This window comes from Streptomyces sp. NPDC127114 (genome assembly GCF_042677525.1).
GTDB lineage: Bacteria > Actinomycetota > Actinomycetes > Streptomycetales > Streptomycetaceae > Streptomyces.
The window spans coordinates 130,904-149,472 of record NZ_JBHXTJ010000004.1; the positions used below are offsets into that span (position 1 = coordinate 130,904).

The 18,569-nt window shown below is 71.6% G+C and carries 19 protein-coding genes; 8 read left to right on the forward strand and 11 right to left on the reverse strand.

Features of this window, described 5'->3' with window-relative positions; translation table 11 throughout:
- Window positions 1-109 precede the first annotated feature (109 nt).
- The 3 genes from ACFVGS_RS06120 to ACFVGS_RS06130 form a co-directional block, all read right to left on the reverse strand.
- A complete protein-coding gene (locus ACFVGS_RS06120; protein ID WP_384413984.1) occupies window positions 110-394 on the reverse strand; it encodes a hypothetical protein in 285 nt (94 codons plus the stop codon).
- A 271-nt stretch (window positions 395-665) separates the two neighbouring features.
- The gene (locus ACFVGS_RS06125) at window positions 666-1,064 is read right to left on the reverse strand and encodes an ASCH domain-containing protein (protein WP_385690822.1); all 399 of its coding nucleotides are present in this window, start codon (window positions 1,062-1,064) and stop codon (window positions 666-668) included.
- 114 nt (window positions 1,065-1,178) lie between these two features.
- Window positions 1,179-2,102, reverse strand: coding sequence for an aminoglycoside phosphotransferase family protein (locus ACFVGS_RS06130; RefSeq protein ID WP_385690825.1), 924 nt, complete (start codon window positions 2,100-2,102; stop codon window positions 1,179-1,181).
- A 307-nt stretch (window positions 2,103-2,409) separates the two neighbouring features.
- Between ACFVGS_RS06130 and ACFVGS_RS06135 the strand changes: the two genes are divergently transcribed.
- Entirely contained in the window at window positions 2,410-3,957 is a 1,548-nt protein-coding gene (locus tag ACFVGS_RS06135) for a DUF4157 domain-containing protein (protein ID WP_385690827.1), read from the forward strand.
- A 243-nt stretch (window positions 3,958-4,200) separates the two neighbouring features.
- Here the strand turns inward: ACFVGS_RS06135 and ACFVGS_RS06140 are convergent, their stop codons facing one another.
- The gene (locus ACFVGS_RS06140; protein ID WP_385690830.1) at window positions 4,201-5,133 is read right to left on the reverse strand and encodes a RusA family crossover junction endodeoxyribonuclease; all 933 of its coding nucleotides are present in this window, start codon (window positions 5,131-5,133) and stop codon (window positions 4,201-4,203) included.
- A 209-nt stretch (window positions 5,134-5,342) separates the two neighbouring features.
- Between ACFVGS_RS06140 and ACFVGS_RS06145 the strand changes: the two genes are divergently transcribed.
- From ACFVGS_RS06145 to ACFVGS_RS06155, 3 genes are all read left to right on the forward strand, one after another.
- On the forward strand, window positions 5,343-6,347 hold the full coding sequence (locus tag ACFVGS_RS06145) for a helix-turn-helix domain-containing protein (protein ID WP_385690831.1): 1,005 nt from the start codon (window positions 5,343-5,345) through the stop codon (window positions 6,345-6,347).
- A gap of 363 nt (window positions 6,348-6,710) precedes the next feature.
- Window positions 6,711-7,580 carry an oxidoreductase gene (locus tag ACFVGS_RS06150; protein ID WP_385690834.1) on the forward strand — a complete coding sequence of 290 codons (870 nt, stop codon included), beginning with the start codon at window positions 6,711-6,713 and terminating at the stop codon, window positions 7,578-7,580.
- Window positions 7,581-7,704: 124 nt separating this feature from the next.
- Window positions 7,705-7,833 carry a hypothetical protein gene (locus ACFVGS_RS06155; RefSeq protein ID WP_384414012.1) on the forward strand — a complete coding sequence of 43 codons (129 nt, stop codon included), beginning with the start codon at window positions 7,705-7,707 and terminating at the stop codon, window positions 7,831-7,833.
- 88 nt (window positions 7,834-7,921) lie between these two features.
- Here ACFVGS_RS06155 and ACFVGS_RS06160 read toward each other — a convergent pair whose 3' ends face one another.
- Window positions 7,922-8,338, reverse strand: a complete 417-nt coding sequence (locus ACFVGS_RS06160; RefSeq protein WP_385690837.1) for a nuclear transport factor 2 family protein — start codon at window positions 8,336-8,338, stop codon at window positions 7,922-7,924.
- 149 nt (window positions 8,339-8,487) lie between these two features.
- On the opposite strand from ACFVGS_RS06160, the gene ACFVGS_RS06165 reads away from it, so the two are divergent.
- The gene (locus ACFVGS_RS06165; protein WP_384414018.1) at window positions 8,488-9,291 is read left to right on the forward strand and encodes a helix-turn-helix domain-containing protein; all 804 of its coding nucleotides are present in this window, start codon (window positions 8,488-8,490) and stop codon (window positions 9,289-9,291) included.
- A gap of 328 nt (window positions 9,292-9,619) precedes the next feature.
- Here the strand turns inward: ACFVGS_RS06165 and ACFVGS_RS06170 are convergent, their stop codons facing one another.
- Entirely contained in the window at window positions 9,620-11,182 is a 1,563-nt protein-coding gene (locus ACFVGS_RS06170; protein ID WP_385690840.1) for an FAD-dependent monooxygenase, read from the reverse strand.
- A gap of 469 nt (window positions 11,183-11,651) precedes the next feature.
- Between ACFVGS_RS06170 and ACFVGS_RS06175 the strand changes: the two genes are divergently transcribed.
- A complete protein-coding gene (locus tag ACFVGS_RS06175; protein WP_384414027.1) occupies window positions 11,652-12,017 on the forward strand; it encodes a hypothetical protein in 366 nt (121 codons plus the stop codon).
- Window positions 12,018-12,186: 169 nt separating this feature from the next.
- Here the strand turns inward: ACFVGS_RS06175 and ACFVGS_RS06180 are convergent, their stop codons facing one another.
- From ACFVGS_RS06180 to ACFVGS_RS06190, 3 genes are all read right to left on the reverse strand, one after another.
- Window positions 12,187-12,837 (reverse strand): DUF4360 domain-containing protein, encoded by a 651-nt coding sequence (locus ACFVGS_RS06180; RefSeq protein WP_385690843.1) that lies wholly within the window; start codon window positions 12,835-12,837, stop codon window positions 12,187-12,189.
- A 386-nt stretch (window positions 12,838-13,223) separates the two neighbouring features.
- Window positions 13,224-13,544, reverse strand: coding sequence for a hypothetical protein (locus tag ACFVGS_RS06185; RefSeq protein ID WP_384414031.1), 321 nt, complete (start codon window positions 13,542-13,544; stop codon window positions 13,224-13,226).
- A 155-nt stretch (window positions 13,545-13,699) separates the two neighbouring features.
- Complete coding sequence (locus ACFVGS_RS06190; protein WP_385690846.1) at window positions 13,700-14,485, reverse strand: alpha/beta fold hydrolase; 786 nt, start codon at window positions 14,483-14,485, stop codon at window positions 13,700-13,702.
- 141 nt (window positions 14,486-14,626) lie between these two features.
- Here ACFVGS_RS06190 and ACFVGS_RS06195 point away from each other — a divergent pair, with 141 nt between their 5' ends.
- Window positions 14,627-15,586, forward strand: a complete 960-nt coding sequence (locus tag ACFVGS_RS06195) for a MerR family transcriptional regulator (protein ID WP_384414037.1) — start codon at window positions 14,627-14,629, stop codon at window positions 15,584-15,586.
- Window positions 15,587-15,716: 130 nt separating this feature from the next.
- Here the strand turns inward: ACFVGS_RS06195 and ACFVGS_RS06200 are convergent, their stop codons facing one another.
- Together ACFVGS_RS06200 and ACFVGS_RS06205 are read right to left on the reverse strand one after the other, a co-directional pair.
- Window positions 15,717-16,871, reverse strand: coding sequence for a hypothetical protein (locus ACFVGS_RS06200; RefSeq protein ID WP_385690849.1), 1,155 nt, complete (start codon window positions 16,869-16,871; stop codon window positions 15,717-15,719).
- A 168-nt stretch (window positions 16,872-17,039) separates the two neighbouring features.
- Window positions 17,040-17,627, reverse strand: a complete 588-nt coding sequence (locus ACFVGS_RS06205) for an alpha/beta hydrolase (protein ID WP_385690852.1) — start codon at window positions 17,625-17,627, stop codon at window positions 17,040-17,042.
- A gap of 469 nt (window positions 17,628-18,096) precedes the next feature.
- Between ACFVGS_RS06205 and ACFVGS_RS06210 the strand changes: the two genes are divergently transcribed.
- Window positions 18,097-18,432 (forward strand): hypothetical protein, encoded by a 336-nt coding sequence (locus tag ACFVGS_RS06210; RefSeq protein WP_385690855.1) that lies wholly within the window; start codon window positions 18,097-18,099, stop codon window positions 18,430-18,432.
- The last annotated feature ends 137 nt before the right edge of the window (window positions 18,433-18,569 follow it).

Genomic DNA, 18,569 nt, shown 5'->3' on the forward strand with positions numbered 1-18,569 from the left:
TTGATTTCCGGGCACCTCGGGGGTGCGGCGAAATCACTGGACGGCGGGACAGTGATCCTTCCGCGACACAGCGTATCGGGTCGCCGACTGTCGGATGAACCGATCCTGATCAGGCGGCGCCGCTGGCCCGTGACCGGTCGGCGGCGGCCTGCGCCTTGTCGGTGGCGTCGACCCAGGGGCCGGGTGTTTCTTCGCCGCGGGCGTCGTACGCGGCGAGCTTGCGGCCACGCTCGACGGCGGCGACGGCGTCCTTGGCGATACGTTCCCACTTGGCGAAGACGGTGAGGAGCTGGTGCGCCGGCGCGCGGTTGATCTCACCGAGGAAGCGCTGGGCGAGAGCAGGGTTTCCGAGGGCGTCGCAGATCCGTTCGATCGTCCACGCGTCGCTGCTCATCCTGGCCCTCCGGTGGGGTCACCATTCGTGTTTCCACCGTAGCGCAAATCGTTAGCGGGCTATCGTTTTGGACTGACGATCGGCGCTTGCTATCGGCGCTAACCGTCGGCCCTAACCAGCCGCTCTAACCGTCGGCCCCAACTATCCGCCCTAGCCGTCCGCTCTGACCATCCGCCCTAACCGTCGGCCCCAACTGTCCGCCTTAACCGTCGGCTCTGACCATCCGCCCTAACCGCCGGCGAGGGAATCAGGAAGGCATCACCCTCCGGCCTCACGCCCGTTCGACGACGCGGAATCTCAGGCACACCAGCGGTGTGTCCTCCTCTACCGGAGTGCCGATGCTCTCCCAGAAGCGGGTGTGGACGGCGCGCCAGTCCTCCAGCGAGCGGTCGCCCTCGCCTTCGGCGGCGGCGTGCTCCCACGTGACGTCGCTGAACGGCGCGATCTCGACACCGGTGATCTCGATCGTGGCGACGTACATCCCTTCGTCCCCGAGGAGCGCCAAGCGCTCACCCGTGAACTCCAGGCCCTCGGTCTCCGTGACGTACTCGGACAGCAGACCGGTGGTGGCGGTCTTCCGTCCGGCCAGTACCAGTGCGTTCAGCGATGCGCGCAGCTCACCAGGCGTGCCCAGCTCCATCGCCCGCATGCCGTTCACCCGTGGCCACATGCTCCTGCCGTCCTTCTCGGGCCCTGCCCGCTGGTGAGTCTTCCCGCGCGAGGTGCGCTGCGCGCCGTGCGGACATGCTGCGTGATGTGCGGGGTGCGATGTGCCGGACGTTCGTCACACCGTGCCGAACCATGCCTCCGCGAGGGAGTGCAGCGTCCCTTCGGCGGGCGCGTGCAGTTCCCGCATGTACCAAGGGAGGTTGCTGTACACGTGCAGCAAGGTGTACGCGAGGAGTTCGGGCGGTGCGAACGTGTGGCCGTACGCCTTGGCGAGGCGGGCCAGCAGGGCCGGATCGCCCCGGGTGACGAACAGGCCGACGCCCACGAAGTCGTACGCGCGGTCGCCGATCATGGCCGGTTCGAAGTCGAACAGTCCGGTCAGCCGCCACCCGTCGGGATCGACCAGGAAGTGCTGACGCATGACCTCGGTGTGCAGCAGGGAGCGCCGAGGCTCGCGCGGGAGGGGAACCGAGGCCAGGAAGTCCGGTATCTGTTCCAGCCAGGAGTCCGGCAGTCCGCGGTCGCGCTGCCGTTCCATCGCACCCGCACTCTGGCGCTCCAGGAACGCGCCCCAGTCGCCGGGGCCGAGGACGTCCCCAAGGGGGCCGTGGTCGAGTGAGTGGAGCACCGACAGGGTCTCGCCGATCTCGGTGACGAGCCGTTCGCGATGGCTCCGCGGCACGCGGTCCCAGGAAGCGGCCAGGTTCTCGCCGCGGAGCCGGGACATCAGGACGTACCGCCAGCCGTTCTCGTACGGGCCGAAGTCCCGTACCTGCGGTGTCGGCACCGGCAGCCGCCCCTGGACGTGCGCGAGGACACGGCCTTCCGCGATGCCGTCCTGCGCGGCGGCTCCCGGGAACAGCTTGAGGACATGGTCGTCGCCCACCGCGTAGACCGGCTGCGATCCGTCCGGGAAACGGGTCAGCGGACGACCGGCGAGGCCGAGGCGCGCACAGAGGTCCTCCACGGCGGGCCGCATCACCGTCTCGTCAGGGACGACGGCGTCCCACTCTTCATCCGTTTCCACCGGTGGCAGCATGATCGGGAAGGTAGGTCACCGCCTGCCGGGAAGGCAACGGAGATTCACGGGCCGCGCGGGCGAGGGGTCCGGAGGTGCTCAGGTGAGGAGTTCCGCGAGCCGGGCCCTCTCGGCGGGCGCCACACCGGACGCCCGGGCGGCCAACGGACCCAGGTGCAAGGCAGTTGCGCGAAAGGGCAACCGGACGCGTCGCCGCGGCCTCGAATCCCCGGCCGACTCTGCCCGAATCGCCCTTCACCCGGCGCGCCCGTTCGCGGTACCCAGGAGCAGGTAGTTGATGGAACCTCAGGGGAGAGGCCTGCTCCGCATGCGTACGCACAAGCCCGGGAAGTCGTCCGACGAGGTGGAAGCCCAGCGTGCGGCCCGCCCGACCCGCCACCCGGCCACGACGGCCGCCGTCGAGTCTGCGGAGGCGGCGCCGATCTCCGCTACGGCACTGCCGGCCCTGCAGCGCAGCGCGGGCAATGCCGCGGTCGTCCAGATGCTGCGGCGGGCGGCACACTCCGGCGGGCCGGGCGAGGAGCGGCACCAGCACGACGACGGCTGCGGCCACCACCGGCCCGGGCAGGCCCCGGTACAGCGCTCCACCGTCCCCGACGTGCTGCGTTCCGGCGGCCGGCCGCTGGACGAGGCCACGCGCACCGACATGGAGTCGCGTATGGGCGCGGACTTCTCCGACGTCCGCGTCCACGACGATCCCGCGGCCCAGCGTTCGGCCGCCGAGATCGGCGCCCGCGCCTACACGTCCGGCAACCACGTCGTCATCGGCCGCGGCGGAGGGGACCGGCACACGCTCGCCCACGAACTCACCCATGTCATCCAGCAGCGGCAGGGACCGGTGGCCGGCACGGACGACGGCAGCGGACTGCGGGTGTCCGACCCCTCCGACCGCTTCGAGCGCGCGGCCGAGGCGAACGCCCGCCGGGTACTGTCCGGACCCGGACACGGAGCCGGACACGGAGCCGGACTCGCCACGGATCGGCCGGCTGCGGAACCGGTCCCGGCGCAGCGCAGCGAGCAGACAGGTGCCGTGCAGCGGGTGCAGACCCCGGCCAACATCCAGGACCTCTGGACCGACGGCTACTGGGAGGGTGAGGCGGGAAACCGTCCCGCGGTCGCCCCCACCGCGCCGGGAAGGGGGCGGACTCTCAACGTGATCCTCACGGACGTGGCCAACCAGCTCCTGACGGCGTTGACGGCGCAGGCAGCGAGGGAAGGACAGAAGGAACTACGGGTCTTCCGGACCATGACCATCGAGGAAGCCGACGCGATCCTCGAATGGAACGGTGCCGGCAAACTGGCGGGCACCGAGGCATGGCTGCGAGAGCACCAGGACGACGCCCAGATCACGAGCAACTTCCACGCGGCCAAGGACGCACCCGGGTCCACCGTCGGTGCCATGCCGGTCAAGAACCACCTCGGTGACATGGACCAGGCGTACCGCTACTACAAGAGCCAGCACGACCAGCATTACGCGGACCACAAGAAGGCAGCAGGGAGCGCCGGCAGGAGGGTCGTCGGGGGCCCGGCGACCCGCGTCCTCGAGTTCACCCTCAAGCCCGGCGCGCACGAACTGCTGTTCAGCCCGGACAACATGGCCCTGTCCGGGAACTCCGGAGCAGCCGCGGCACTACGCAAGATCTTCGGCGCGAACCGCACCTTCCCGACGGGTTCGGGTGCCGAAGGAAACCTCAGCGGGTACGTCGGCATGAAGCCGGAACAGCACGGGGACTTCAGCCTCAGCCTCGGGGACACCGAGGCGACCAAGCTGCTCTTCCAGTTGTTCGTCAAGCAGATCCAGGACGTGACGTCCAGGGCCAGCCACAAGTGGAACAACGAGACGACGGAGTACTAAGGGTTGTCCCGTAAGCGATCTCCTGTCGCGGCGCTGCGGGGATGACGAGTGAGTGCGGGGCACTGCACTGCCCACGATGACGGCGTGGACATATTGGGCATGCTGGCGGCCTCCCTGCGCACGCCCACGACCGCGGTGGAGGACACCGCGGTCACCATCACTCCCGGCCTCATCGCCCGGGGCCAGACAATCCACTTATCGGTCCTCGTCGACGGGCCGGCCCCGCGCCTCACCTGCCAGGCATCACTCATCGACGTCACGGTCCAGGAGCGGCGGGACCCCAGTCGGCAGCACGGGCGTGACATCGGGATGGGCATCGCCATCGGGGCGTACCTCGTCCTGACCGCCCTGGTGTTCCTGGTCTACTTGACGGCGTTCGTCCCGCTGGGCCCGGTTGACGAACTCTTCGAATTCAGCGGCCCGCTGATTATCCTTCTGGTCAGCGGAGCCTTCATCGTCTGGTTGCGCCGACGGCAGTCCACGTGGCGTCCCGACCAGAGCTGAACGGGCGTTCGCGCGACTGTCAGAATTCGGTGTGGTGGAGCACCTCGAACTTCCCCAGTCGCGCACGAGGAAACGGGCGAACCGACGGAAGAACGCTCCGCGCGGCGTGCTCGGAGATGCCTGACCGAGCATTTCTTGGTACCTCTCGAGTGCCGCACGGTACCCACGCACGACAGCCGCCTGTATCGACCTCTCGACTCCCGGCAAGACGTAGCAACGGTCCGCACTGAACTCCACGAAACTCAGCCCCTCGCGACGAGACAGGTAGTCGTCGGCCGTCAACGCCGTGAACCGCAGCTCAAAGCCTGTTTGCCCGGGGGTCGTCCACGAGGCGCGGATCGATTGAATCTGATTGTCGTCGATCATGATGCCGTCAGGTCCCGTGACTGCGTCCAGAATCGGCTTCATGACGTTGTCGAGGTCAGCCACCATGTGGGTCTGGTAGCGACGGGATTCCTCGATCAGCCACACCAGGGTCACTTCGACATCGTGGATGAAAACGCCTTTCGTCGCCTGCGAGACGGCCGAAGCGAGGGCGTCCTGGAAGTCGGCCTTCCGGGAGTTGTCGGCCTGGAGTGAAAGGGGATCTATGGTGCTCCGGATGTCGATCCGGCTTTGGTCGCCGAATTCCTGAACATCGAAGTCGCTTGCGTGGGCCATCGAACGAGACATGGAGGGAATGTTCTCAACGCCGGGGGATCATCACAAGCGCTGAGTCCCGTGGGCAGCGGAAGCCGCCCACCTTCGTCCGCGGCGCCCAAGCCAATGGCGCGTTCCGTGCAACATCCACTACGTCTCATGGCGTCCTTGAGGTGGGGGAGACGATCAGCCCGCACCTGAAGGACGTGCCGATCCCCGCGGGGAGGACGGAGAGCGCAGCAGTGATCGGGACCGTGTTCCGCAGTGAGGACGTCCCCGCCGAGGAGCGGTTCGACCGCTGGCGGGAGCTGATCGACCGTACGCGCGCGAGCGATGCCACCACCGACCATGCTGCCGACTTCCGAGCGGAGTTGCGCGTGATGGAGCTCGGACCGGTCACGGTCTGGCGGACGTCGTTCCCGACCGTGCGTTTCCGCCGGAGCGTGCGCAGGGTGCGCCAGGCGGATTCCGAGCTCCTCCACCTCTCCTTGCTGACCGACGGCGGCCTGACACAGACCCATGAGCGGGGAGGCACGGCCGCGGTCGGTGCCGGCGGCATCCTCGTGGACTCCAGTTGGCAGGCGTGCGAAGCGCTGGCGCACGCCTCCGGTCCTGCGGTCGAGGGGCAGACGGGCGTCGTCGCCGGAGTGGGCGTGGACCTTCCGAGGACCGCGCTGCCCCTGCCCCCGCATCAGGTGGAACGGGTGCTCGGACACGGCCTGTCCGTCGGGAACGGCACGGGAGCGCTCCTGGCCGGCTTCCTCACCGGCCTCGACCGGCAGGCCCATGCCCTCCGGCCGTGCGAGGCGCCGCGTCTGGGCACGGTCGCGCTCGACCTGGTCTCCGCCTTCCTCGCCGACGCCTTGAACGCCGAGACCGCCCTCCCGGCGGAGACCCGGCACGAGGTGCTGGTCGCACGGATCCGGACCTTCATCCAGCAGCACCTGCCCGACCCGGAGCTGACCCCGGGGACCGTGGCCGCCGCGCACCACATCTCCCTCGGCCACCTGCACCGCGTCTTTAGCGAGCAGTTCCCGGGTGAGACGGTCGCCGCGTGGATCCGCTCCCGGCGGCTGGAGAGGATCCGCGCCGAACTGGCGGACGTCTCGCTGCGCACGCTGCCCATCCACGTTGTCGCCGGCCGCTGGGGCATGCCCCGCGCCTCCCAGTTCACCCGCGCCTTCCGGGCCGCGTATGGCATCTCCCCGCGCGAGTACCGGCAGCAGGCCCTGGCCGGACAGACCTGACGGGGACGAGCGGCCGGAGGAAGCGAGGGAGGCGGGTCCCATCCGGGGCGCCGCCGGCCCCGCCCCGGCCCGCCCTGATCGCGTTCAGCCCCGTGCAGGTCCGCTCGCCCCCGCCCCGGTCCCGTCGGGTCCGCCCCGGCAACTCCCGCACCGCGCCGCACCGCACCGCACCGCACCGCGCCGCACCGCACCGCACCGCGCCGCGCCTCACCGCACCGCACCGCACCGCGCCGCACCGCGCGCGCCCGGCTCGGTACGGAAGGGGAAGACGTCGGCGACGGAACGGCAACACGGCCGGAAGACACTCGGGCATGCTCGCGGTGCGCCGCTCCACAGGCGGCGCGGGAAAACCGAGGAGGGGGATTGAATACGCAAGATCCGAGGCCGGGCGCGCCCACGCCCGGGAGGGTGTGGCTCGTCACCGGTGCCACGTCCGGCTTCGGCCGGAGCATCACCGAGGCCGCTCTGGACGCCGGTGACACGGTCATCGCGGCGGCCCGTCGGCCGGCCGTCCTGGACGAGCTCGCGGCAACGTACCCGGGCCGGCTGGTTCCGGTGGTCCTGGACGTCACGGACGCCGGCGCCGTCGACGCGACGGTCGCCGAGGCGGTCGCACGATTCGGCCGGATCGACGTCCTGGTGAACAACGCCGGCCGAGGCCTCGTGGGCGCGGTGGAGGAGACCACCGACAGGGAACTCCGGGACCTGATGGAGCTGCACTTCTTCGGGCCCGCCCGCCTCACGCGGGCGGTCCTGCCGCACATGCGCAGCCAGAAGTCCGGCGCCGTCGTGCAGATGACCAGCATGGGAGGGCGGCTGTCCTTCCCGGGCGTCGGTGCCTACTCGGCGACCAAGTTCGCCCTGGAGGGGCTGACGGAGGCGCTCGCGGCCGAGGTCGCCCCGTTCGGGATCAAGGCGCTCATCGTCGAACCCGGCTCGTTCCGCACCTCGTTCGCCGGTGGCGACGCCCTGCGCCTGACGGCCGAGATGCCGGACTACGCCGAGACCGTCGGCGCGGTGCGTACAGCGCTCCCGGACAGCGACGGCAAGCAGGCCGGCGACCCGGAGAAGGCGGCCGCCGCCATCCTGCGGGCGCTCGACAGCGAGCACACCCCCCTGAGACTCGCCCTGGGCAACGACGCGTTCGACGCGATCACCGCCCACGCCGAGGCGGCCCTGGCGGAGGCCCGGGCCTGGGAGTCGGTCAGCCGAGGCACCGACTTCGACGACTGAGCACCACGCGGCACAAGAACACCGGACACCGGATCTGCCCGATTCGGCGAGCCGTCCAGCACAGAGCACAGAGCACAGAGCGCAGAGCACAGAGAAACAGACAACAGAGAAAAGAGGGAACGACATGAAGAAGCTCCTCGTGGCCGCGGCCATCACCCTCGGCGTCCTCGGCATCGCCACGGCCACCGCGGTCGCCGACGGCCCGGCGTCCCAGGTACGGCACTCGGTCGCCGGGGACCCGGCCTGCTGCTGACCCACCCGACACCCCCCGGTCGGGCCGTGCGCTCCGACCGGCGGCGGTGGGTGAAGGAGCCCCTCGCCCACGGCGAGGGGCTCGCCGCTCAGGACGCGGCCGCGTGCTGCGCCTCCGGGTCGAAGCCCTCGGGCGCGCGGTCGAGGAACACCGTGACGGAGCTGATCCGTCCGGTCGTGTCGAACTGGAGGATGTCCGTGCCCATGGCGAAGGAGGCGCCGTCGCCGGTGAGGATCTCCCAGGCGATCCGGGCGCGGCCGTGGTGGGTCTGCGGGCGTTCGCGCAGGCGGAACTCGACGGCGCCCAGGTGGCCGGCGAACCGCTCGCGGAAGTCGCCCAGGGCCCGGGTGCCGCTCAGGAGGCCGATGGGCGCCCGGTACTCGACGTCCTCGGCGAAGGCAGCCGCCGCGGCGCGGTGCCGTTCCTCCTCGGTTCCGGCGTTCCAGAACCGTACGTACTCCTCGACGGGCTGGGCGCAGGTGTGCGGGACGGTCACCTCGGTCATGGCCGGAATCCTTTCGTCGGGTCGTCGCTGCGAGGAGGCAACCGCCGTCGGTGTGCCTCTGGTGGACGACTGTGCGGGCTGCGGAGTCCGACTGTCGATGACCTCCGAGGTCATTGCCGGCGTACGCGCGGTCGGGAAGCCTGGGAGCCATGACGACGCCCCTCACTGAACCCGTCGGAGTGCTGTTGCGGCGGTGGCGCGAGCGCCGTCGGCGCTCCCAGCTCGACGTGTCGCTCGCCGCCGAGCTGTCCACCCGGCATCTGAGCTGCATCGAGACGGGGCGCGCGAATCCGAGCCGCGACATGATCCGGCGTCTGTGCGACGAGCTGGAGGTGCCGCTGCGCGAACGCAACGCCCTCTACATGGCGGGAGGTTTCGCGCCGGTGCACCCGGAGCGTGCCCTCGCCGACCTGGGCGCGGCGCGCGAGGCGGTGGAAGCGGTCCTGAGGGGGCACGAGCCGCATCCGGCGCTCGCGGTCGACGTGTGCTGGGAACTGGTGGCCGCGAACCGTGCGGCAGAGCTGTTCCTCAGCGACGTCCGTGGCGCGGGGGACGGGACCACGGACCCGCGGTTCAACGTCCTGAAGGCGACGCTGCACCCCGACGGTCTGGCCGGGCGCATCCGGAACCTCGCCCAGTGGCGGGCCCATGTGCTGCGCCGGGTCCGGCGCCAGTGGGAGCGGACGGCGGTCGCCGGCCTCGCGGAACTCCTCGCCGAGCTGGAGAGTTACCCCGCCCCCGCGGCGGACCCGTCCGGGCCCTCCGGGCACGGCCCGGCGGACGACCTGGTGGTCCCCCTGCGACTGGCGACCGACCACGGCGAACTCGCGCTGCTCTACACGACGACGGTGTTCGGTTCGCCACGGGACGTGACGCTGGACGAGATCGCCATCGAGACGTTCTTCCCGGCCGATCCCCGCACCGCCGAGCTGATGCGGGCGGCCGCTACGTAGCCTTCCACCCCGCCGCTTACCCGTCCCGGCTCAAAGGCGGGGCCTGCCCGTACGGCCCGACGGCCCGGGTACGGCTCACCCGACTCCGGCGCCGAGGGGCAGGCGTCCGTACGGTGAGCGGCCCGCGCGCTCATCAGCGCGGCGGTGGGCGGCTACGGCAAGGGCAACGACCGGGCGGCACAGACGGGCAACCTGCCGCAGACCTGACCGCCCTGCGCCCGCCGGCCGCCGGTCCTCGCACGGGTCGAAGACCGGCAGTCCCAGCTGGTGTGTCAGTCGGTGTGTCAGTCGGTGCACCCGTCGGTGGAAAAGCCCGTCGGGTCGGCGATCAGGACGCCACCACACCTCCTGGCACTCCGAACCACTCCTCCAGCGCTTCCGCCAGCCCGGCCGTCGACGTCGGCGCCTGCACCCCCGCGTCGGCCGCCCAGGCCGTGAAGCCGTCCGGACGGACGAGGACCGCCGCCAGTCCCGGGCGGGACGGGCAGCCGGCCGTCAGGGTGTCGACGCGGCCGGCATAGCCCGCGGCGAGGGCCCGGAGCTCGGGGTCGTCGGTGAGGTCGAGCAGGAGTGCCCGGCCGCCGTGGAGGTGGTCCGCGAGGCGGCTGCCGTCGGAGAGTTCGAGGTCAGGCGTGCTGCGGCCGGTCAGCGGGTGCTCGCCCGGAAGCTCGTACCGCACCCCGGCACCGTTGAGCCGCGCGGTGAGGTACGTGGTCCCCGCGACCGTCCCCGCCAGGTCGCTGACGATCTCGCGCAAGGCCCGGGACTGCGGGTCCGGGCGCATGGCCGCGACCTGGGACCGGGTCCAGTCGAGGATCCACGAGCCGACCGGGTGCCGCTCGGAGGTGTACGTGTCCAGCAGCCCTTCCGGCGCCCGGCCGCCGATCACTGCGGCGAGCTTCCAGCCGAGGTTCATCGCGTCCCCGATTCCCAGGCTCAGCCCCTGGCTCCCGAACGCGGAGTGCACGTGCGCCGCGTCGCCCGCGAGCAGCACCCGGCCCTTGCGGTACGCGGTGGCCTGGCGGGCGTGGTCGGTGAAGCGGGTCGCGGTCCGCACCCCGGTGATCGTGACGTCCACGCCGGACACGCGGCGCAGCCGCGCCTGGAGGTCCTCGGGGGTGACCGGCGCGTCCCGGTCGGCCGGCGGGCCGTCGAACTCCACGGTGACGACGCGGCCCGGCATCGGCCCGTAGGCGTACACCCCGGTGTCCGTGGCGGTCCAGCCGAGCTTCAGGTCCTCGGCGCCGGTCATCTCCACGACCGCCTGGTGACAGGTGATCTCCGGGTCCGTACCGGGGAATGCGAACCCCGCGAGCTTGCGGACCGCGCTGCGGCCGCCGTCGCAGCCCACGAGCCAGCCGGCGCGTACGGTCCCGTGGCTGGTCCGCACGGTGACGGCCTCCTCGTCCGCGTCGAAGCCGGTCAGCTCCACTCCCCGGCGCACGTCGACTCCGAGTTCGTCCGCCCGCTCGCCCAGCAGCCGCTCGATGTCCTGCTGCGCCACGAGCGCGACCTCGGCGGCGGGTCCGGCGTCGCCGAGGCCAGGCTCCGTACGGTCGACCAGGTCGGCGCGCAGCATGATCCCGGCGAAGTGCCCGACGAACCCGAGGCCCCGGCCTTCATCCCCGCCGTCTAAGCCCCCGCCGTTCCGCTCGCGCATGAACGCGTGGAAGCGGTCCATCGCCTGCCGCTGCACCTCGGCCAGCGCGGGCAGCATGCCCCGGCGGTACAGCGCCTCGGCACAGGGCGCGGTGATCGCCCCGCCCTTGATCGTCGGGTCCACTTCGGTGAGGCGCTCCAGGACGGCCACCCGCGCGCCCCCGAGCCGGAGCTCGCAGGCCAGCATCAGTCCGACCGGGCCGCCTCCGGCCACCACTACGTCAAAGTCCATGATGCTCACTATGACCGAGGGCCAGAAAGCCTTTTTCACCGCCCTGACCAGCCACAACAGGCTCCGCGTGTCAAGGGCCGGTGCCGCGAGGAGAGTGAAAGGCGAGCCGTCCGTGCTCCTCCCGGAGGTGGACGACCTCCGTCCGAACGCATCGCGGCTTACGTGGCCGCGCTGCTATGCACGGCTGGTGCAGTCCGCGGGGCCGGCTGCCGCCTTGTGGACACCGTGCAATGCCCCGAGGAAAGTGCGCCACTCTCCCGTGAGACGGAATCCTCGCAGCGCGCCCCCGTGCGCCTTACGGGCTCGGTCAGGGTCCGGGAAAAGCGATTGGCGGACGGGGCGTCCCCGCCTACCGTCGTGTGTGATGGAGATGGTCTTCCGGAAGCTGCCGGGCAATCAGCATGAGATTCTGGTCCGCGCCCGAAAGGGGCCCGACGTGAGGCTTCCTGCCCAGCCGGACGGTCCGAGCATGCCGCACGACCTGGTGCACGCCGTCGTGGAGACGGCCCTCGGCATCGAGGACGGTTTCTGGGGCGCGACGGCGCGCGGTGCCACCTTTCAGGGCTTCGAGCTCGTGACGCCGGGGCGGCACCGCCGCTCCGGGGTGAAGGTGCTGCGCCGGGGCGGCGACGCCGTCATGGCGGCCGAGCTGTCGGTGAACTGGGCCTACCGGGTCTGGCGGGGCCTCTCCACGGAGGGCCGCGGCGTCGGCCCGGCGCCGCTGGACGCGGAGGCTCTTGCGAGAACGGGGCCTCGCCTGGACGCGGCCGCCGCCCGCTGGGCCGCGGTTCCGGAGGGCGGGGAACTCCTCTGGCGCTGGGGCTCGGACCGCTAGCAGCAGCCCGCCGACCTGATTGCCCACCGCCCGGATTCCGCGTTGCTGCAGGTGACTCGAACCGCCCGCGACGCATACGCCTCGTCGGTCGGGACCGAACCCCGGACGCGCGCCTGTTCGGGAACGGAGCCCGGCCGGGTGAGGCGTACCCGGCCGGGGTGTCAGGGCGTCAGTTCCCGGGGCACTGCTTCCACGCGAGGTGGTAGATGGTGCTGATGTCGCCGTCGGTCGAGTCCATGGTCATGTAGCTGGTGGCGCCAGGCTTCGACGTGCCGGCGTCCACCCGGAGCTCGGTGTTGATGTTGAAGTTCCGCTGGACGCCGCAGGGCGCCCACACGAGCTGCGCCCAGTCGGTCGCGTCGGTGGCCTGCCAGTTGTCCTCGTACGGACCTCGGAAGGTGTGCGTCCGGGACGCGGTGTTCGGCGATCCCTGGAAGTAGTACGAGGCCTTCTCGGTACTGCTCGCTCCCGGCTGGAGGGACGCGTAGCCACGGTAGTCGGCGCTGGCGATCGCGTAGGTGAACCCCTGGGGCACATGCACCAGAAGGTTGAGCTGACAGTTTCTGCGGGCTGCCGTGGGCGAGGAGCTGCCGCCCGCCTGCGCCAGGTACTCGCTGTACGTGACGGTGAAGGCGGTGTTGTCCTCCGACACGGCGATGGCGGCCGTACCCAGGGGGCAGCCGGAGCCGTTCACCGTGGCGATGTCGATGACGATCCTGTCCGGGGGCGGGTCGGCGATCGACGAGGGGCTTGCCTGCGCGGGCAGGACCGAGGCGAACAGGGCGATGATCGCTCCGCTCACCAGTAAGGGGATTCTCATGCTTCTCCCATCCGGTGCTTCGGTGCCGGGGCGACCGGGCGAACGCGGGGGCGTCCGGTCGCGGGCTGGGGGGTGCGGCGCGCCGCAGGGTCGGGCGGCCGTCACGGACCTGTTGCGGTGGATCGAGGAGCCGGCCGTGCGGAAGGGTGGTGCAGTCGGCAACGGTTGAACTATCATGTACGTGCCAGACGTGTGGCCCTCGTGCCCCGCCGGTACGGGCGGGGGTGCTCGAATGCTAGAGGCCCAGGCGCGCAGGGTCAGGACAGCGCCCGGCCAACAATGGCCCCGCAAACGGCCCTTCTGTGGCTCGGAATGGCGGGTGACACCTCAGGCCCCGCCCCTCGGCTCATGCCCCTTGGCTGGATGGACCGCCGACCCGAGCGCCGTCAGTCGTCGATTCCGGTTCCGTCGCGAACCGAGTCCACGGGAGCGCCACGGAGCTTTCGGCGTGCGCGGACGAGGCGGGCGATCCTCACCACCGTGCCCGCGCCCCAGATGACGCAGCCGACGCCGATGAGGAAGGTGCTGTCGAGCAGACCGCCGAGCAAGAGAGAGGCGAAGAAGAGCGCGTCCGACACATCCAGCCACGCCGCCAGCCGTACGGCGGGCTCGTCGGCTCGTAGGCGGCGCAGCGCGGGGGCGTTGGCGAGCACCATGAGGGCCCCCAGGCCAATTGCGAGCCAGCGGGCTCCGGTGGGCATGTCCACCGGCGAAACGTATCGCCGGTCGTGAACCCGCGGGTGGCCGGCGCATGAACGACCGAGGTACGGACGGACGCCTCCCCCGTCGCTCCCGACGCCTCGCCGCCGGAGGTACGCACTCCCTTCCACGCCGTTCGACCGACCTGCCCGCGCCGTTGCGCTCAGGCCCGCGTGCCCAGGCGCCTGCCCCCGCCCGTAGCCGCCTCGATGAGAACGTCCGCGAGCTCGACGGGGACGGACAGCATCGGGTAGTGGCCCGTGGCGAGTTCGAAGAAGGTCGCGTCGGCGCCGACGGCGCCCGACACGCGCGGGTCACCGGCAGCGTAGAGCGCCTCCACCATCGCGATGGACACGCCGTTGTGCGTGCAGAAGACCGCGCTGCTCGGAAGGCCCCACACCGCCCCGCCCAGGCTGATCCGCTCGGTGAAGCAGGCGTACGGGTGAGGTGCCGCGAGGCGCCGCATCCTGGCCAGGGCCTCCTCGTCCATGCCCGAGAGACTGCCCCATTCACCGAGCCGGTCCTCGGGCGGCAGAGGGAACCGCCAGCCGTCGCCGTCGGCGGCCACCATCTCCTCGACCGCGGCTCTGCGGGTCTCGTCCATGAAGCCGTCCTTCACGGTGTCCCCGTCCTGCGGCACGCCGGTGTCCAGGTAGACGATCCTGCCGATCCGCTCCGGCCTGCGGTCGGCGGCGCCCACCACCGGGAAGATCCCGTAGCTGTGGCCCACGACGACCGCGCCGGTCGCCTCCTCGTGGTCGAGCACCTGGACGATGTCGTCCACGTGCGTGCTCAGGCCTGTGTCCCGACGCGCCAGGTGCCTGCGCTCGCCCAGACCGGTCAGGGTGACGGGACGCGCGCGATGGCCGCGGCGGGCCAGTTCACCGGCCACGTCGCGCCAGGCCCATCCGCCGAGCCAGCCGCCCGCCACCAGGATGAAGTCCGCCATGGGAGAAGGTCCCTTCCACATCGTGGCCCCGCCGCGCGCACCAGGACGCGCGCAACCGGGGCAGGAGCGATCCGCCGCGCGGACGGCTGCCCGCGCGGCTCGTGGCATACGTTAGAAACCGCCCCAGGGGGAGGTTCAAGGATGAGGTCCGAGTGGACGATCGGGGGTCTGGCCGCCGAGGTCGGCGTGTCGGTCAAGACCGTCCGTTACTACACCGAGCGCGGCCTGCTGCCCGGTGTCACCCGCAGCGCCGGCGGTCACCGCCGCTACGACCGCTCCGCGCTGGAGCGCCTGCGCCTGCTGCGGGCCCTGCGCGCGATGGGCATGCCGCTGACCGTCGCCACCGACGCGGCCACGGGAGAACTCCCGCTCGGCCAGGCCCTCGACAGCCAGATCCGAGGCCTGGAGACCGAGCTGCAGCGGATGCGCTGGCGGCGGGCCGCGCTGCTCGCGGTGCGCGACGGCGGGGACGACGTCCTCGCGCTCCACCTGCTCGCCGCCGTGCCCGAGCCGCCCGACGGGCAGGAGATCCTCGCCTTCTGGCGGCGGGTACTCCCGCCCCGCCTGCCGGCCCCGGTGGCCCGGGGCGTCGCCGAGGCAGCCGCCCCGGCCCTGCCGCGGGACCCGGCGCCCCGTCAGGTACTGCTGTACGCCAGGCTGCACGCACTGGTGACGGACCGCGGGTTCGCCGCCGAGGTCCGCGCCCGTGAACGGCGGGCGGCGCGCGCGGCGGGCGTCACCGTGGACTGCCCGGACCCGCTGGCGCTGTACGAGGGCCTGGGCGAGGCCTACGCGCTGGCCGCCACCGAGATGACGGAACCGGCCCGCCCCACGGGCGGGCCCGCCCTCGACACCTTCGTCCGCGCCTACGCGCGGTCCCGGGGAGAGGCGGACACACCCGCCTTCCGCCAGGCGCTGCACCGGTGGCTGGGGCACGCGAGTGATCCCAGGATGGGCGACTACTGGACCTGGACCGCGGAACTGAACGCCGCCGCCGGGCCGCGGCCACACTCAGGAACCCATGACGCTCCTGCCCCGACGCTCGGCGCCTCGCACGCCTGGCTGCTGGACTCGCTGCGCCGCGCGGCGGGCGGGGGCTGACCGTCGGCACGAAATGATCGTCTCCCACGGGGACGGGTCGCTGCCCGGAGTGCTGCCCCCGTCCACCGTGTCAGGCGCTCTCTGAGAGCCATGACCCCGAGGGCAGCACCGGACTGACCCGCGGCTCTCTTCAGCGGTTCGGACCACGGAAGAGAGGGAGCCTTCTCGTGAAGGCCTTCCGTGGAGCGGTCTCCTGGTCGACCGCAGCCGGCGTGGAAGTCTCGGGCGGGCCGCTGCTCCCGGTTGCCTCGGCCAGTGCGGCCAGCGCGGATTCGGCTGCCTCGCGGTAGAGGTCGCACGACTCCGTCATGGCCTGGAGCGCCTTGGCGTACCGGGTGACCATGGCCCGTGCGTGCGCCAGCTCCTCGTCGGCGGTGAGGAGGTGCCAGCCCTGGCGGAGGCGTGTCAGGGCCGCTTCGGCGTCGGTCGGCAGCGGTCGCGGCAGCGAGGCGTACTCCGTGATCTTGCGGAGGAGTTCGGTCGGCTCCGTGCCGTCGAGGAAGACGTCGCGTACGGTGAAGCGCTCGGCGTCGTAACCCGTGGCCTGCGGTGTCGAGGGCAGGACGACGGCACCGCCGCGGGGCAGCCCGACACCCAGCTCACGCTTCATCACGAAGTCGGCGATCAGCGCCTGCTCCGGCGTGGCCCGGTGCTCGACCACCCGGTGCTTCAGGCTCGGCGGCAGGAACGTCGTGACCGGTCGTCGCCCCAGCTCGTCCGGTGTCATCGCCTCGTGCACCACGACATGGACGAACCAGCTCTGCCGGGTGCACTCACGCAGCAGGCGCCGCAGCTCCCCGTCGTCCTTCGGCAGGTGATTGGCCGTCCGCAGACGCACGCCCGCCACGCTGTCGTGATCCCAGGCGACCTGGTCGCTGTCGGGCCAGAACACGGTGGCGGGAGAGGGCCAGCTCGCCTCCCACCGTCGCTCCGCCTCGGCGGCGAGGACCCACGCGACCTCGCCCTCGCTGTCCGCGCGACGGGACGCCGGTTCGTACGTGGTGAGTTGGGCGCGCACGGTAACGCCGTCGGTCACCCGCCAGCGGGCTTCGAAAAGACGGCGTGCCGACGGACCGGGGTCGGCGGACGCGTCCCGGGGGAACATGTCGGTCGAGCGGACCGCCTCGACGGGGTCGAGGTCCAGGAAGTCGTCGATCACCCCGGCCGCCTTGAGCGCGATCAGGTTGCGCCGGACGTCCCGCTCGGCCTCCGGACCGCGGTGACGCCCACTTCCGAGCCAGGCGGTGTCGGGGGCAGTGGTTGATGAAGGGCTGCTCTTGGCCATGGAACCGTCCAGTGGGTGATCAGGGCCCGACCAGTATGGTCCGTGGCCGGGCGGTTGGGTCCACCAGGCCGCCGACCCGGTCGGCCACACCGCAGGAGGAGCCGACGCCGCGGGGCGCGTGCGGGACTTCCCCGGGACGAGGACGCCCAGCGCCGGGCTCAGTACGGCTCAGTACGGCTCAGGGACCACTGGGCAGGCGTGGGGTATGCGGTGGGCGGCGTCGGCGAGGAGGCGGGCAGTCCGCGTTCCGGCTTCCACGACGTGAGGAGTGTGGCTGGGACGGCAGCGGCAGGACTCGGGGTCGTACTCGGTCATGATCACGCCGGCGTGGTCGGCGTCCGGCTCGTCGAGTGAGGCGGGCCAGCCGTGGTGCTGCAGCGCCGTGTGGAAGCGCCGCGACTCCTGGACGGTCACGACCGGATCGGCGGTTCCGTGGATCAGCCGGACAGGGACGGCCGGCAGCGATTCCGCCGCCGCTGCCAGCTCGTGGATCGGCGCGCGGCCTGTCAGCGGCTGGGGTCGGGCGTACGCGCCCGCGATGCCGACGACGGCCTGCGGTCGCCAGCCGTCGAGTGCGCGCGGGTCGATGGCCGCGGCCATCGCCGCGTTGGCTCCCAGGGACCAGCCGGCGAGTGCGATCCGTCCGGTGTCCCCGCCGAACGCGCCCGCGTTCTGCTGGACGAAGAGCGCGGATGCACGCAGGTGGCTCCGGCCGCCGTCGTCGGCGTCCGGCCGCCAGTCCGGAACGAAACACACCACGCCAAGGGAGGCCGCAGCCCGGGCGAGCGGTGCGAGGACGTCCCGCTCGTCCGCACCCCTTCCGTGCCAGAGCAGCACGACGGGCGAAGCGGTTCGTGCTGCCGGCGCGGGCCGATACACGTCCAGACGCTGTGCACCGACTCCGTACGTGAGTCCGCCCGCCACGGCGACATCCATGGTCACTACTACCCGTCCCGTTCCGCATGAGTCCCGGCGTACGGCACGCCAGGCAGACCCCGACCCTACCCAGACGGGCCTTCCTGGCCGACGGGGCCGTTTCGAGGGTTTTCGAAAGGCTGGGGCCCGCTGCCCGGCCTGGACAGACTGGACGCGTCGGACGGTGCAACCGTCCGGAAAGCCGGTGCCGCCCGAACGCATCGCCGCCCACGCCTCGTTGGCGGCGCACGGACCGGCCGTCGTGGGACCTGGATGCGGGGGCATCCAGGCGGAAGAAAGGTGTTTGACCTTGTCACGTAGGAATTCGGCCCGGGCCGCGGTCGCCCTGGCGGCGGGCCTGCTGTCGATCGGCGGGCTCGCGAGCCCCGCGACGGCCCAGACGCCCGCCGCCATCACGGCCCCGACCACGGCCGTCGGCGCCGCCGGTGCCTCCAGCGCCTCGGCGGCCGACTACAACCTGGTGTACCACCGCACGTTCCACGGCTACACCCGGGAAGTCGCGTGGTACCAGTGCAACAACGCGGGGCAGAACGGCGTCCGCAGCCAGTACTGGTTCGTCTACGAGTGCAGGAGCGCCGGCGAGATCACCTACGACCTGTACGTGGCGTGGACGGGCAGCCCCTGACCTGAGCCGCCCGGCGGTGGGCCGGGCAGTGCGGACACCGCGCGGCGAGGAGGACTTCGGCGGCGCGCCGGAGTCCTCCGAACCATGCTCTCCTTCCTCCTGTCCGCGGATACGATCGCGATGAAGAAGCGGGGGTA